Source organism: Streptomyces sp. BR123, from assembly GCF_013401435.1.
GTDB lineage: Bacteria > Actinomycetota > Actinomycetes > Streptomycetales > Streptomycetaceae > Streptomyces.
This window is the reverse complement of record NZ_JACBGN010000071.1, coordinates 14,428-28,745: the sequence shown is the minus strand read 5'-3', so window position 1 is coordinate 28,745 and position 14,318 is coordinate 14,428. Positions and strand designations below refer to the sequence as shown.

At 74.3% G+C, this 14,318-nt stretch carries 12 protein-coding genes and 2 rRNA genes; 12 read left to right on the top strand and 2 right to left on the bottom strand.

Going from position 1 to position 14,318, the window contains the following annotated elements; translation table 11 throughout:
- From HYE82_RS14345 to HYE82_RS14335, 3 genes are all read left to right on the top strand, one after another.
- Nucleotides 1–87, top strand: a 23S ribosomal RNA gene (locus HYE82_RS14345); the annotation flags it as partial.
- A 106-nt stretch (nt 88–193) separates the two neighbouring features.
- Nucleotides 194–310 (top strand): 5S ribosomal RNA (gene rrf / locus HYE82_RS14340).
- A 1,422-nt stretch (nt 311–1,732) separates the two neighbouring features.
- On the top strand, nt 1,733–2,650 hold the full coding sequence (locus HYE82_RS14335) for a tetratricopeptide repeat protein (protein ID WP_179174422.1): 918 nt from the start codon (nt 1,733–1,735) through the stop codon (nt 2,648–2,650).
- A gap of 63 nt (nt 2,651–2,713) precedes the next feature.
- On the opposite strand, the gene HYE82_RS14330 is transcribed toward HYE82_RS14335, so the two are convergent.
- Nucleotides 2,714–3,985, bottom strand: a complete 1,272-nt coding sequence (locus HYE82_RS14330; RefSeq protein ID WP_179174420.1) for a DUF1015 family protein — start codon at nt 3,983–3,985, stop codon at nt 2,714–2,716.
- A gap of 118 nt (nt 3,986–4,103) precedes the next feature.
- Here HYE82_RS14330 and HYE82_RS14325 point away from each other — a divergent pair, with 118 nt between their 5' ends.
- The 4 genes from HYE82_RS14325 to HYE82_RS14310 are packed head-to-tail and all read left to right on the top strand — an operon-like array spanning nt 4,104 to nt 8,153.
- Complete coding sequence (locus HYE82_RS14325; protein WP_179174419.1) at nt 4,104–5,135, top strand: HAD-IIA family hydrolase; 1,032 nt, start codon at nt 4,104–4,106, stop codon at nt 5,133–5,135.
- Nucleotides 5,136–5,194: 59 nt separating this feature from the next.
- A complete protein-coding gene (locus HYE82_RS14320) occupies nt 5,195–6,241 on the top strand; it encodes an iron ABC transporter permease (protein WP_179174418.1) in 1,047 nt (348 codons plus the stop codon).
- Complete coding sequence (locus tag HYE82_RS14315; RefSeq protein ID WP_179174417.1) at nt 6,238–7,311, top strand: iron chelate uptake ABC transporter family permease subunit; 1,074 nt, start codon at nt 6,238–6,240, stop codon at nt 7,309–7,311. Before HYE82_RS14320 ends, HYE82_RS14315 begins: the two co-directional genes overlap by 4 nt.
- Nucleotides 7,308–8,153 (top strand): ABC transporter ATP-binding protein, encoded by an 846-nt coding sequence (locus HYE82_RS14310; RefSeq protein WP_179174416.1) that lies wholly within the window; start codon nt 7,308–7,310, stop codon nt 8,151–8,153. Before HYE82_RS14315 ends, HYE82_RS14310 begins: the two co-directional genes overlap by 4 nt.
- Before the next feature lie 198 nt (nt 8,154–8,351).
- Here HYE82_RS14310 and HYE82_RS14305 read toward each other — a convergent pair whose 3' ends face one another.
- Nucleotides 8,352–8,699 (bottom strand): SCP2 sterol-binding domain-containing protein, encoded by a 348-nt coding sequence (locus HYE82_RS14305; RefSeq protein WP_179174415.1) that lies wholly within the window; start codon nt 8,697–8,699, stop codon nt 8,352–8,354.
- A gap of 65 nt (nt 8,700–8,764) precedes the next feature.
- On the opposite strand from HYE82_RS14305, the gene HYE82_RS38050 reads away from it, so the two are divergent.
- The 5 genes from HYE82_RS38050 to HYE82_RS14280 all read left to right on the top strand — a co-directional run bounded on the left by HYE82_RS38050 (nt 8,765) and on the right by HYE82_RS14280 (nt 14,249).
- Nucleotides 8,765–9,121, top strand: coding sequence for a hypothetical protein (locus tag HYE82_RS38050; protein ID WP_256987214.1), 357 nt, complete (start codon nt 8,765–8,767; stop codon nt 9,119–9,121).
- Between the two features lie 7 nt (nt 9,122–9,128).
- A complete protein-coding gene (locus HYE82_RS14295; RefSeq protein ID WP_179174414.1) occupies nt 9,129–9,944 on the top strand; it encodes a TlyA family RNA methyltransferase in 816 nt (271 codons plus the stop codon).
- 122 nt (nt 9,945–10,066) lie between these two features.
- Nucleotides 10,067–10,948 carry an NAD kinase gene (locus tag HYE82_RS14290; protein ID WP_179174413.1) on the top strand — a complete coding sequence of 294 codons (882 nt, stop codon included), beginning with the start codon at nt 10,067–10,069 and terminating at the stop codon, nt 10,946–10,948.
- Nucleotides 10,949–11,077: 129 nt separating this feature from the next.
- Nucleotides 11,078–12,796, top strand: a complete 1,719-nt coding sequence (gene recN / locus HYE82_RS14285; protein ID WP_256987216.1) for a DNA repair protein RecN — start codon at nt 11,078–11,080, stop codon at nt 12,794–12,796.
- A gap of 331 nt (nt 12,797–13,127) precedes the next feature.
- On the top strand, nt 13,128–14,249 hold the full coding sequence (locus HYE82_RS14280) for a glycosyltransferase family 4 protein (RefSeq protein ID WP_179174411.1): 1,122 nt from the start codon (nt 13,128–13,130) through the stop codon (nt 14,247–14,249).
- The last annotated feature ends 69 nt before the right edge of the window (nt 14,250–14,318 follow it).

Genomic DNA, 14,318 nt, shown 5'->3' with positions numbered 1-14,318 from the left:
CAGTAGACGACTGGGTTGATAGGCCAGATGTGGAAGCCCGGTAACGGGTGGAGCTGACTGGTACTAATAGGCCGAGGGCTTGTCCTCAGTTGCTCGCGTCCACTGTGTTAGTTCTGAAGCAACGAACAGTTGCTGGTTTCTAGAGCTTGAACACAACTACAGAGTGTGCTTGTTCGCTCGAAACCGATAGGGTTTCGGTGGTCATAGCGTTAGGGAAACGCCCGGTTACATTCCGAACCCGGAAGCTAAGCCTTTCAGCGCCGATGGTACTGCAGGGGGGACCCTGTGGGAGAGTAGGACACCGCCGAACAATCTTTCAGGACCCTTGGTCCAGCGTTCAACGCTGGACCAAGGGTCCTTTTTTGTTTTTCCACCTCTTTACGCCGAAGCGCGGCCAGGGTTCGGTTGCGCGAGAATGACTAGCGGTACCCCGAAGACAGGAGTCACACCCATGTCCAACTCTCCCGACGACCGTCCGGAGCGCGAGCCCCGTCGCAACGACGGCGGTGACCGGGGTGGCTACCGCGGGGGCCGCGACGACCGTGGCGGCGACCGTCCGTTCCGCCGCGACGACCGCGGTGGCCGTTCGTCCGGCGCTGGCGGCTTCCGCCGCGACGACCGCGGTGGCGACCGTCCGTTCCGCCGCGACGACCGCGGCGACCGTCCCTCCTACGGGCGCCGCGACGACGACCGTTACGGCCGTCCCGCCGGCGGTGACCGCGGCGGTGACCGGGGTGGCTACCGCGGCGGCCGTGACGACCGTGGCGGCGACCGTCCGTACGGTGGCGGTTTCCGCCGTGATGACGAGCGCCCGTCGTTCCGTCGCGACGACCGTGGTGAGCGTCCGTCGTACCCGCGTCGTGACGACCGGGGCGAGCGTCCCTCGTTCCGCCGCGACGACCGCGGCGAGCGCCCCTCGTACCCGCGCCGCGATGACGAGCGCGGTGGGTTCCGCCGCGACGACCGTGGTGAGCGTCCGTCGTACCCGCGTCGTGACGACCGGGGCGAGCGTCCCTCGTTCCGCCGCGACGACCGAGGCGAGCGCCCCTCGTACCCGAGGCGTGACGACGAGCGCGGTGGGTTCCGCCGCGATGAGCGTCGCGACGACCGTCCGTCGTACGGGCGCCGTGAGGACCGTCCGTCGTACCCGCGTCGTGACGACCGGGGCGAGCGTCCCTCGTTCCGCCGCGACGACCGGGGCGAGCGCCCCTCGTACCCGCGCCGCGATGACGAGCGCGGTGGGTTCCGTCGTGACGACCGTGGTGAGCGTCCGTCGTACCCGCGTCGTGACGACCGGGGCGAGCGTCCCTCGTTCCGCCGCGACGACCGCGGCGAGCGCCCCTCGTACCCGCGGCGTGACGACCGGGGTGAGCGTCCGTCGTACCCGCGTCGTGACGACCGGGGCGAGCGTCCCTCGTTCCGCCGTGACGACCGCGGTGAGCGTCCCTCGTACCCGCGTCGTGACGACCGGGGCGAGCGCCCCTCGTACGGGCGTCGGGACGACGAGCGCGGCGGCTTCCGCCGTGACGACCGCGGTGACCGCGGTGGGTTCCGCCGCGACGACCGCGGCGAGCGTCCCTCCTACGGGCGCCGTGACGACCGCGACCGCGGCGGGTACCGCGGCCGCGACGACCGCGGCGGCTACCGGGGCGAGCGCGACGGCGGCCGGTCGGACCGCGACCGGGACCGCGAGCCGGTCAAGCGCCTGCCGATCGACGACGACGTCACCGGCATGGAGATCGACGCAGACGTCCGCCAGGAGCTCCTGAGCCTGCCCAAGGGACTGGCCGAAGAGGTCTCCCGGAACCTGGTCATGGTCGCCCGCCTGATCGACGAGGAGCCGGAGCGGGCGTACGCGTACTCGCGCATCGCCCTGCGGCTGGCCTCCCGCGTCGCCGCCGTCCGCGAGGCCGCCGGCTTCGCCGCGTACGCCGTGCAGAAGTACAGCGAGGCGCTCGCGGAGTTCCGCGCCGCCAAGCGCATGACCGGCTCCGTCGAGCTGTGGCCCGTCATGGCCGACTGCGAGCGCGGCCTCGGCCGTCCGGAGCGGGCCCTGGCCATGGCAGGCGAGCCCGAGGTGCAGAAGCTCGACAAGGCCGGCCAGGTCGAGATGCGCCTGGTCGCCGCCGGCGCACGCCGTGACATGGGGCAGCTCGACGCCGCCATCGTCACCCTGCAGAGCCCGGAGCTCGCCTCCAACGCCGTGCAGCCGTGGACCGCGCGCCTGCGGTACGCCTACGCCGACGCCCTGCTCGCCGCCGGCCGCGAGGACGAGGCCCGCGAGTGGTTCGCCAAGGCCCTCGAGTCGGACCGGGACGGCGCGACGGACGCCTCCGACCGGCTCGCCGAGCTGGACGGCGTCGAGTTCGTCGACGCGCTGGACGGCGACGAGGACGGTGACCGGGACGAAGACGAGTTCGACGGCCAGGACCCGGCCGAGGTTGCCCGCGCCGAGCGTGCCTCCGACCAGACGGAGTACTACGACGAGGACGACGACGAGTACGAGCCGATCGAGCAGTCCGAGACGGACGCCGACGCCGATGTCGCCGAGGCCGAGGCCGAAGCCGAGGCCGAAGCCGAGACCGAGGTCGACGTCGCCGACGAGGGCGCCGTCGGCGAGGACGAGGGCCGGGACGGCGACAAGGCCTGAGCGCTTGAGTGAGTGACGGAGGGCGGCACCCCGACGGGGTGCCGCCCTCCGCCGTGTCCCGCGTCAGCCCAGGCTGCGCAGGACCAGGCCCGTCGCCGGCTTCGGGCCGAACGAGGTCGACTTGCGCGGCATGGTCACGCCCTGCCGGGCCAGGTCCCGTACGACCTCCTCGCGCACGGGGTGCAGCAGGACCGCCGTGCCGCCGTGTCGCTCGGCCAGGGCGACGGTGGCCGCCGCGTCGTGTATGTACGTGATCTGGTCGGGCGTGTCCGGGATCTGCCACAGGGCGTCGAGGAGCGTCGCGTGCAGCACGGTCGCGTCCAGGCGCCGCCAGGCCTCCGGCCGGTCCCGGCGCACGGTCCGCTCCAGGAGCTCCAGATCCGGGTCGGTGACCAGGTGGAAGCTGCCGCCACCGGCGAGGAGGAAGGCGTTGCCCCGCTCGGCGGCGTCCCCGAGGGCCTCCAGGGCCAGCGGCAGCGGACCGTTCACCGGGCGGACCCGGAAGCTCCCCTCGACGGCGGCCAGGGCGTCCGCGAGCGGGAGGCGGTACAGCATGCGGTGGATGGCGCGCACCCGCAGCGGGTAGCGGACCGTGTCCACGAGCAGGACGAGGCCGAAATCCCACGGCGTCGGGGACTCGTGCTCCTGCTGCAGGCGCAGGTACGTCGCCCAGCGGTGGTGGCCGTCGGCGATCAGCGCCTGACGGTGCCGGAGGTCCGAGGTGACGGCGGCCTGGTCCGCGGGATCGGTGACGGCCCACAGCCGGTGCTCGACGCCGTCCTCCGTGGTCGTGTCCAGCAGCGGGGCGCGCCGCGCGGTCCTCTCGACCACCTCCGCCGCGCCGACCGCGACGTCGCCGCCCCGGTACGTGAGCAGGAGCGGCTCCAGGTTCGCGGACGTGGCCCGCATCAGCCCCGCCCGGTCCGTGACCACGTGCGGCATGACGTCCTCGTGCGGGAGGACGATGCCGGCGTCCGCCGGGGACAGGGCCAGGGCCCCGATGAGGCCGCGCTGGAGCAGACGGCCCTTGCGCTGCTCGTAGACGTACAGGGCCGGCTCCGGATCCGCGCTCAGGACGCCCTTGGCCAGCCAGTCCTGCAGGGTCTGCGCGGCCTGCTCGTTGCGGGCGTCCGGCGTCTCCGCCTGCGGGAGGATCAGGCGGACGATGTTGTGCGGGTCGGCGGACTCCAGGTAGTCGACGCCGTCGGGGCGCACCACCACGTCGTACGGCGGTGAGGTGACGGCCGCCAGGCTGCCGACGCGGTCCGGGACATAGCGCAGGCCGTGGAAGGGGATCAGGCGCAGCCCGTCGTGCGTGGTGGCAGAAGTGGTCATTGGTGCATGGTAAGGCGCGTCTCGCGATGCGGGATGATCGAGTGAGGAAGACCTCGGCGGGCGTGTGGCCGAGAACGCCCGAAGACCGAGCGGATCAGGCCGACAGGGAGTGGACAGGATGACCCGGCAGAGCAGGACCAGTCCGGCAGGCAGCGAACTCGCCCTGCACCAGGCATACGACACGGCTCTGCTGGATCTCGACGGTGTCGTCTACGCGGGCGGCGAGGCCATCGGCCACGCGGTGGAGTCGCTGGCCGCGGCCCGGGCCGACGGCATGCACCTGGCGTACGTCACGAACAACGCCCTGCGGACGCCGGACGCCGTCGCCGCGCACCTGGACGCGCTGGGGATCCCCACCGAGGCCGGTGAGGTGATCACCTCGGCGCAGGCCGTGGCCCGGCTGATCTCGGAGCAGGTGGCACCCGGTTCCAAGGTGCTGGTGATCGGCGGGGAAGGGCTGCGGGTCGCGCTGCGCGAGCGCGGGCTGGTGCCGGTGGACTCCGCCGACGAGGAGGGGCTCGCCGCGGTCGTCCAGGGGTACGGGGGTCCCGAACTGCCCTGGGGGCGGCTCGCAGAGGCCTCGTACGCGATCAACCGCGGGGTGCCGTGGTACGCCTCCAACACCGATCTGACCATCCCGACGGGGCGGGGCATCGGCCCGGGCAACGGGGCGGCGGTGGAGGTCGTACGGATCGCCACGGGCGCCGAGCCGCAGGTCGCGGGCAAGCCGCTGCCCCCGATGCACCGGGAGACGGTGCTGCGGACGGGGGCGAAGCGGCCGCTGGTGGTCGGGGACCGGCTCGACACCGACATCGAGGGCGCGTTCAACGGCGAGGTGGACTCGCTGCTGGTGCTGACCGGCATCGCGGACGGGGCGCAGCTGCTGCGGGCCGAGCCCCGGCACCGGCCCACGTACGTGGACCTGGACCTGCGCGGGCTGCTGACCGGGCAGCCGGAGGTCGCGGCGGACGGGGACGGCTTCCGCTGCGGGGGCTGGACCGCGGTCGCCGGGGACGGCGTCCTCGAACTGCACGGCGAGGGCGACCCGGTCGACGGGCTGCGGTCGCTGTGCGCGGCCGCGTGGACGTGGGCGGGGGACGGCTCCTGCACGCTGGACGGGGGGAAGGCCCTGGCCAGGACGGGGTTGTAGGCGCCAGAATCGGGGAGAGCAGGGATCAAGAAACGCGCAGGGTAGGCTAACCTAACCGCGTGTTGGTCGAGAGTCCCCCTGAACAGAGCGCGGCGCCGGTCGCCGCCCCGCGCGTGCGGCACGCGGCGCGCGCCGCCGGTCTGATCGGTGCCCTCGCGGTGCTGGCCCTCGTCGCGGTGGCGAGCGTCGCGGTCGGCGCCAAGCAGATGCCCCTCGACGAGGTCTGGCACGGCCTGTTCCACTACGCGGGGACGTCCTCCGACGTGGTGGTGCGCGACCTGCGGGTCCCGCGCACCCTTCTCGGGCTGATGGTCGGGGTCGGACTCGGGCTGTCCGGCGCGGTGATGCAGGCGCTGACCCGCAACCCGCTGGCCGAGCCCGGCATCCTCGGCGTCAACGCGGGAGCCGCGGCCGCCGTCGTGTCGGCCATCAGCTTCCTCGGGGCCTCCAGCCTGACCGCGTTCGTGTGGTGGGCCCTGCTGGGCGCCGCCGTCGTCTCGGTCGTCGTGTACGTGCTCGGCGGCAGCCGCAGCGCGACGCCGGTGCGCCTCGCGCTCGCGGGTACGGCGGCCAGCGCGGCCCTCACCGGCTACATCAACGCCGTGCAGCTGATGGACAGCAAGGCCCTCGACAAGCTCCGCTTCTGGACCGTGGGCTCGCTGGCCCCGGCCAACATGGACACCGTCCGGCACGTGGCCCCGTTCCTCGTCGTCGGCGCGCTCCTCGCGCTGGCGCTGGGCCGGCCGCTCAACGCGATGGCCATGGGCGACGACACGGCGCGGGCACTCGGGGCGCACCTGACGCGGACCCGGATCGCGGCCATGGTCGCCATCACGCTGCTGTGCGGGTCCGCGACCGCCGCCTGCGGGCCGATCGTCTTCATCGGGCTGATGATCCCGCACCTGGTCCGCATCATCACCGGGCCCGACATGCGGTGGGTGCTCGCCTACTCGGCGGTCCTCTCGCCCGTCCTGCTGCTGGGCGCGGACGTCATCGGCCGGGTCGTCACCCGGCCCGCCGAGCTCCAGGTCGGCATCGTCACCGCCCTCATCGGCGGACCCGTCTTCATCTACCTCGTCCGCCGCAAGAGGATGGCCCAGCTGTGACCGTCGAACTCCGAGCGGGCCGAAACCGGTTCGGCTCCCCGACCCGGACCCTGCGCGGTCCCGGCGGGCTGTCGCTGCGCGTGGAGCCGCGGGCGCTGGCCGTCGGGCTGCTGCTCACCGCCGCCGTGGCTGCCCTGGCCGTCCTGCTGATCGGCACCGGCGACTTCGAGATCGCGCCCGGGGACGTCGTACAGACCCTGCTGGGCAACGGCTCGCCCGCGCAGGACTTCATCGTCAACGACCTGCGGCTGCCGCGGGTCCTCGTCGCCCTGCTCGTCGGCGCCTCGCTCGGCATGGCCGGGTCGATCTTCCAGTCCCTGTCCCGCAACCCGCTCGGCTCCCCGGACCTGCTCGGCTTCCACTACGGCTCGGCCGTCGGCGCCCTCGTCGTGATCGTCGTGTTCAAGGGCGACGCGAACGCGGTGGCGGCCGGGGCGCTGGCCGGCGGCGTCCTCACGGGCGTCTTCATCTACCTCGTGTCGTACAAGCGCGGCATCAACGGCTACCGGCTGGTCCTCGTCGGCATCGGCACCTCCGCCATGCTCGTCGCCGCCATCCAGTACCTGCTGACCAAGGCCCAGCTCGTCGACGCCACCCGCGCCATGGTCTGGCTCACCGGCTCCCTCGCCGGCCGGGACTGGAGCCAGGTGTGGCCGCTGCTGGCGACCTGCGCGGTGCTGTTCCCGCTGGTCCTCGGCCAGGGCCGGGCCCTGCGGATGACCGAGATGGGCGACGACGCCGCGTACGCCCTCGGGGTGCGCGTCGAGCGCATGCGGATGCTGCTCATGCTGGCGGCGGTCCTCCTCACCACCGCGGCCGCCGCCGCGGCCGGGCCGATCAGCTTCGTCGCGCTCGCCGCGCCCCAGCTGGCCCGGCGCCTCACCCGCTCGCCCGGGTCGAACCTGCTCACCGGCGCGCTCATGGGCTCCGTCCTGCTGATGCTGTCCGACTGGGCCTCGCAGCGGGCGTTCGGCGCCGACCAACTGCCCGTGGGGGTCCTGACCGGGCTCGTCGGCGGCGCCTATCTGCTCTGGCTGCTCGTCACCGAGCGCAAGGCGGGACGTATATGACCAACTCAAGGAGTACGCAGGTGCAGCAGCGGCTGACCGCGCAGAACGTGACCCTCGGCTACGAGCGGCGGGTCATCGCCGAGAACCTGTCCGTGGAGATCCCCGACCACTCCTTCACGGTGATTGTCGGACCCAACGCGTGCGGCAAGTCCACGCTCCTGCGCGCCCTCTCCCGGATGCTGAAGCCGACCGCCGGGCAGGTGCTGCTCGACGGGCAGGCCATCGGCTCCCTGCCGGCGAAGAAGGTCGCGAAGACCCTGGGCCTGCTCCCGCAGTCCTCCGTCGCCCCGGACGGGATCACCGTCGCCGACCTCGTCGCACGCGGCCGCTACCCGCACCAGGGGCTGTTGCGGCAGTGGTCGAGGGAGGACGAGCGGATCGTCCGGGAGTCGATGGCCTCGACCGGGGTCGCCGAGCTCGCCGACCGCAGCGTGGACGAGTTGTCGGGCGGCCAGCGCCAGCGCGTGTGGATCGCCATGGCGCTCGCCCAGCAGACGCCGCTGCTGCTGCTGGACGAGCCGACCACCTACCTGGACATCCAGCACCAGATCGACGTACTGGACCTGTGCGCCGAGCTCCACGAGAAGCAGGGGCGGACCCTCGTCGCCGTCCTGCACGACCTCAACCACGCCGCCCGCTACGCCACGCACCTGATCGCCATGCGGGGCGGGAAGGTCGTCGCGGAGGGGCCGCCGGCCGAGGTGGTCACCGCCGAGCTCGTCGAGAAGGTCTTCGGGCTGCGGTGCCGGATCATCGACGACCCGGAGACGGGGACCCCGCTGGTGATCCCGGCGGCCCGCACCTCCGCACGCACCGCCCCGGCCGAGGCCGCCACCGCCTGAAGGGGCGGCGCCGTTCCCGGTGCTCCGGCCGGACGGCCGGCCCGCGGCGCCCGGCGCGGTGCATCGCGAGGCGCAGGGCGCAGCTCGTACCCGGCGTACTCGCGGGGCCCGACGGCGCGGCGGGGTGCCGCGCCCCGGGGCATTCCCGGCGGTGGCCGGGGAGCGCCGTGAGGGCGGTGAACCCTTCCGGTCAGGGCACTAGAGGAGGTTCCTCAGCCGGAACAGGTCGCGTACGCCCGCCTCCAGCCGGACCCGGCCGGCCGCCCAGGCCTGGGCGAACGCCAGCTCCCCCGCGACCATCGCGACCAGGTCGTCGCCGCTCATCGCGAGCCGGATCTGCGCCTTCGCGGCGGGCGGGCCGGGGGCAACCGCGTCGACCCTGATCCGGCCGCCGTCGAGACGGCCCGTGAAGGTCCGGTCGAGGTCGGTGATGTGGCAGCTCAGGGAGCGGTCGAGGGCGGCCGTGCCGCGCACGTCGCCGTCGGCCCGCGCCAGGTTGTCGGAGAGTCGGTCCAATGCCGCTCGGCACTCGTCGATCGTAGCCATCGTGATCTCGACCGTACCGCAGAGCCGCGGGTGGCCGCTCGCACGCTTCGGGGTAGCGTCGGGGCATGAGCGACGAAGCGCCCGACGCGTCCGAGGACCCCGCGGTTCCGGAGCCCTCCGCGGCTGCCGGGGCCTCCGGCGGACCCGACGTACCCGAGCGGGCCCCGGGCGACGCGCACGGGGACGCGGACCGGGCCGCACAGGCTTCCGACGGGCCCGACGGGCCCGCGCCGCTGGGCCTCGTCCGCACCCCCACCGGGAACGCCGCGGTGGACGCGCACCTCGACCGGCTGGCCGACGTCGACCACCTCACGGCGGACGGACACGCCGCGGTGTACGAGGATGTGCACAGGGGCCTGCGTGACGCGCTGACCGCGTTGGACGCACCGCCCGTTCCCGGACCGTACGAAAACAGGAGCTGAACCGAACGTGGCAGGAGTGGCACGCCGCCGCCTGGACGCCGAACTGGTACGCCGCAGCATGGCCCGCTCGCGGGAACACGCCGCGCAGCTGATCGCCGCGGGCCGGGTCACCGTCGGCGGGACCACCGCGACCAAGGCGGCCACCCAGGTCGAGACCAGCGCGGCCCTCGTCGTCCTCAAGGACGACAGCGACCCCGACTACGTCTCCCGGGGCGGTCACAAGCTGGCGGGCGCGCTCGCCGCCTTCCAGCCGCAGGGACTCGCCGTCGCAGGCCGCCGCGCCCTGGACGCCGGCGCCTCCACGGGCGGCTTCACGGACGTGCTGCTGCGCGCCGGCGCGGCCCACGTGATGGCCGTGGACGTCGGCTACGGGCAGCTCGCCTGGTCGCTGCAGAGCGACGACCGGGTCACCGTGAAGGACCGCACCAACGTCCGCGAGCTCACCCTGGAGCAGATCGACGGGATCCCCGTCGATCTCGTCGTCGGCGACCTGTCCTTCATCTCGATCGGCCTGGTGCTGCCGGCGCTCGTCGCCTGCTGCGCGCCCGACGCGGACCTGGTGCTGATGGTCAAGCCGCAGTTCGAGGTCGGCAAGGACCGCCTCGGCAGCGGCGGCGTGGTGCGCAGCCCCGAGCTGCGGGCGGAGGCCGTGCGCGGGGTGGCCGCGCAGGCGGCGGCGCTGGGGCTGGGTGTGCTCGGGGTGACCGCGAGTCCGCTGCCGGGTCCCTCGGGCAACGTCGAGTACTTTCTGTGGCTGCGGGCGGGGGCACCGGCACTCGACCCGGAGGATGTCGACCGTGCAGTGGCGGAGGGGCCGCAGTGACAGATTCAGCGGGATCGAACGGTTCAACAGCTTCAACAGTTTCAACGGCTTCAACGGTTTACGGGGGACGCACGGATCCGGAAGGCGCGGAGGGGGGAGGGCGTCCGGAAGCGGGACGGACCGTGTTCCTGGTCGCCCACACCGGGCGGCCGGCGGCCATCCGCAGCGCCGAGCTGGTCGTCCAGGGTCTGCTCAGGTGCGGCCTGGGCGTGCGGGTCCTGGAGCACGAGGCGCGGGACCTGCCGCTGCCGCCCGAGGTGGAACTCGTGGCCGAGGGCACCCCGGAGGCGCTCGAGGGCTGCGAGCTGCTGATCGTGCTGGGCGGTGACGGGACGCTGCTGCGCGGCGCGGAGTTCGCGCGCGGCTCGGGAGTGCCGATGCTGGGCGTCAACCTGGGGCACGTGGGCTTTCTCGCCGAGGCCGAGCGGGACGACCTGGACAAGGTCGTCGACCGGGTGGTGACCCGGGCGTACGAGGTCGAGGACCGGATGACCCTCGACGTGCTCGTGCGGACCAACGGCGACGTGGTCCACCGCGACTGGGCGCTGAACGAGGCCGCGGTCCAGAAGGCCGCCCCCGAGCGGATGCTGGAGGTGGTCCTGGAGATCGACGGGCGCCCCGTGTCCGGCTTCGGCTGCGACGGGATCGTCTGTGCCACCCCGACGGGCTCGACGGCCTACGCCTTCTCGGCGGGCGGGCCGGTGGTCTGGCCGGAGGTGGAGGCCCTGCTGATGGTGCCGATCAGCGCCCACGCGCTGTTCGCCAAGCCGCTGGTGACCTCGCCGGACTCGGTGCTGGCCGTGGAGGTGCAGGCCGGCGTCCCGCACGGGGTGCTGTGGTGCGACGGCCGGCGCATGCTGGAGCTGCCGGCCGGGGCCCGGGTCGAGGTCCGGCGCGGAGCGGTGCCGGTGCGGCTCGCCCGGCTGCACCACGCGTCGTTCACGGACCGGCTCGTCGCCAAGTTCGCGCTGCCCGTGTCGGGTTGGCGCGGCGCGCCCCGCTAGCGCCGGAGCGGGGCCCGGCGGGGGAGCCCGCCCGCTGTCGCGAATAGCACATCCGTTCGGAGAATTCCGGACGGGTGACGTCACATGCCACCCGTCAAACCTCGGTATGGTCGTCCCGTGCTTGAGGAGATGCGGATACGGTCGCTCGGGGTCATCGACGACGCGGTGGTCGAGCTGTCGCCCGGTTTCACCGCGGTGACCGGCGAGACCGGCGCGGGCAAGACGATGGTCGTCACCAGCCTCGGGCTGCTGCTCGGCGGGCGCGCGGACCCGGCCCTCGTACGGATCGGCGCCAAGGCGGCGGTCGTGGAGGGCCGGATCGTCATGCGCCCCGGCGCGCCCGCGGCCGTACGGGCCGAGGAGGCCGGAGCCGAGCTCGACGACGGCAGCCTGCTGATCAGCCGGACCGTGTCCGCCGAGGGGCGCTCCCGCGCCCACGTCGGCGGCCGGGCCGTGCCCGTCGGCCTGCTCGCCGAGCTCGCCGACGACCTGATCGCCGTCCACGGCCAGACCGACCAGCAGGGCCTGCTGAGGCCCGCCCGGCAGCGGCAGGCCCTCGACCGGTACGCAGGCGACGCCGTCGCCGTCCCGCTGGAGAAGTACGCGGCCGCCTACCGGCGACTGCGGGCCGCCGCCGCCGAACTCGAAGAGATCACCACCCGGGCCCGGGAACGGGCCCAGGAGGCCGACCTGCTCCGCTTCGGGCTGGAGGAGATCGCGGCCGTCGAGCCGCTGGCAGGCGAGGACGCGGAGCTGGCGGCGGAGGCCGAGCGGCTCGGCCACGCCGAAGCCCTGGCCTCGGCGGCGCAGATCGCCCACGCAGCGCTCGCCGGCGACGTCGAGGACCCCGAGGGCGTCGACGCGAACACGCTCGTCGCGGGCGCGTACCGGGCCCTGGAGGCCGTACGGTCCCACGACCCGGTGCTCGGCTCTCTCGCCGAGCGGATCGGCGAGCTGCAGATCCTGCTGTCCGACGTCGCCGGCGAGCTGGCCGGCTACGCCGACGACCTCGACGCCGATCCGCTGCGGCTCGCCGCCGTGGAGGAGCGGCGGGCGGCCCTGACCCAGCTCACACGCAAGTACGGCGACTCCGTCGACGCGGTGCTGGAGTGGGCCGAGAAGAGCTCGGCGCGGCTGCTGGAGCTCGAAGGCGACGACGAGCGGATCGCGGAGCTCACCGCCGAGCGGGACGGGCTCGCCGCCGAACTGTCGCAGCTGGCGCAGGCCCTGACGGACGCCCGGACGGAGGCGGCCACGCGGTTCGCCTCCGCCGTGACGCAGGAGCTGGCCTCACTGGCGATGCCGCACGCCCGGGTGACCATCGACGTCCGGCAGACGGACGACGAGGACGGCGTCGAGGTCGGCGGCCGGCGCGTCGCGTACGGGCCCTCGGGCGCCGACGAGGTCGAGCTGCTGCTCGCGCCGCACCCCGGCGCCCAGCCGCGTCCGATCGCCAAGGGCGCCTCCGGCGGTGAGCTGTCGCGCGTCATGCTGGCCGTCGAGGTCGTCTTCGCGGGCTCCGACCCCGTCCCGACGTACCTCTTCGACGAGGTCGACGCGGGCGTCGGCGGCAAGGCGGCCGTCGAGATCGGCCGGCGCCTGGCGAAGCTCGCCAAGTCGGCGCAGGTCGTCGTCGTCACCCACCTGCCGCAGGTGGCGGCCTTCGCGGACCGGCAGCTGCTGGTCGAGAAGACCAACGACGGCTCGGTGACCCGCAGCGGCGTCACCGTCCTGGAGGGCGAGGCCCGCGTCCGCGAGCTGTCGCGCATGCTGGCCGGCCACGAGGACTCGGTGTCCGCGCGGGCGCACGCCGAGGAACTGCTGGCGGCGGCACGCGCCGACGCGTAGCGGAGCGGAGCGGTCGCACGGGCCCGGGGCGCACGGCGCTCCGGGCCCTCGGCATGCGCGCCCCCTGCGACGCGCCGGTACGCCTCCGTACGCCCGCGTGCAGGCGTGTGGGCGGAGGGCGGCAGCGAAAGGCGGCAGGGGGTGGCGAGTGGGGAGGCGCGGGGTGGCGCGCAGGTGGCGTCGGGATGACGAGACGCTACGCCGTGTGAGTGAGGCTCGGGGGCGCGTGACGGTATCTCCTGCGGGATCCGCACCCGTATGGTCCCGGAACGCGCGTGCGGGCTGGCATCCTGGGCGGCGACTCTGCCCCCTCATCCAGGAGCTTCGGCCCGTGAGCAGCTCCCCCGTCCCGTTTCCGGCACCCGCGCAGCCGTATGGCCGGCCGCCCCTGCGCACCGTCCAGGTGCTCGCCGGTGCCGGCGCGGACAGCAGCGCGCACGTGCGGTCGCTCGCGACCGGGCTCGCCGCGCGCGGGGTCCGGGTCACGGTGTGTGCCCCCGTGGAAGCGGAAGGGGAGTACGACTTCGCCGGCGCCGGCGCCCAGTTCGCGCCCGACGCCGTGAGCGCGCTGCGGGCCGCCTGCGCCGGAGCGGACGTGGTGCACGCTCACGGCGTACGGGCGGCCGTGCGGGCCCTGCTGGCGCTGCGCGGGCGCCGCGTGCCGCTGGTCGTCACCTGGCAGGGCGGCGGACCGGCCGCCGCAGGGCCGTCCGGGCGGCTGGGCCGACTCGTGGAACGCCAGGTGGCGCGGGCCGCCGCCGTCGTGCTGGGAGCCTCCTCCGACCAGGTGGACCAGGCGCGGGCCCGCGGCGCCCGGGACGCCCGGCTGGCCCGCCCGGCCGCCCCGACGGGCCCCGGCGTCGCCCCCGCCCTCGGCGCGGATCCGGGCAAGGTACGGGCCGAACTCGGCGCCGTCGGGCGGCCGCTCGTCATCGCGATCGGCAGCCTCGTCCCGCACCGCGGCTACTCCGTCCTGCTGGACGCGGCGCGGGCCTGGCGGGGGCTGGAACCCGTACCGCTGGTGGTGATCGCGGGGGAGGGCCCGCAGCGGGCCGAGCTGTCCCGGCGGATCGAGGCGGAGGGGCTGCCGGTGCGGCTGCTGGGGCGGCGCCGGGATGCGGTGCAGCTGCTCGCCGCGGCCGATGCGGCGGTGCTGCCCAGTCGGTGGGAGGCGCGGTCGCTGCCGGCGCAGGAGGCGCTGCGGCTCGGCGTGCCGTTGGTCGCGACGGCCGTGGGGGGTGTGCCGGAGCTGGTCGGGGATGCGGGGGTGCTGGTCCCCTGCGGAGACTCGGCCGCCCTGGCGACGGCGGTGTCCCGCCTCCTGGCGGACCCGGACCGGTGCCGCGACCTGGCTGCGGCCGGCCGCGCCCAGGCGGCGACCTGGCCGTCGGAGGACGACGCGGTCGCCCAGGTCCTGTCCGTCTACGACGAACTGATGGACCGCCGCCGCTGACCCGCCGCCGCCCTCCGACCGCCGCCGCCGTGCCCGGTCCCGCTGCGCGGAGCCTTTCCCCAGGCCCGC

Excerpts from the sequence above, each read along its gene's own strand:
- HYE82_RS14325 (WP_179174419.1), top strand. The coding sequence starts at position 4,104 with ATGACCCGGCAGAGCAGGACCAGTCCGGCAGGCAGCGAACTCGCCCTG.
- recN (WP_256987216.1), top strand. The coding sequence starts at position 11,078 with ATGCGGATACGGTCGCTCGGGGTCATCGACGACGCGGTGGTCGAGCTG.
- HYE82_RS14305 (WP_179174415.1), bottom strand. The coding sequence starts at position 8,699 with ATGGCTACGATCGACGAGTGCCGAGCGGCATTGGACCGACTCTCCGAC.
- HYE82_RS14310 (WP_179174416.1), top strand. The coding sequence starts at position 7,308 with ATGACCAACTCAAGGAGTACGCAGGTGCAGCAGCGGCTGACCGCGCAG.
- HYE82_RS14335 (WP_179174422.1), top strand. The coding sequence starts at position 1,733 with ATGGAGATCGACGCAGACGTCCGCCAGGAGCTCCTGAGCCTGCCCAAG.
- HYE82_RS38050 (WP_256987214.1), top strand. The coding sequence starts at position 8,765 with ATGAGCGACGAAGCGCCCGACGCGTCCGAGGACCCCGCGGTTCCGGAG.
- HYE82_RS14330 (WP_179174420.1), bottom strand. The coding sequence starts at position 3,985 with ATGACCACTTCTGCCACCACGCACGACGGGCTGCGCCTGATCCCCTTC.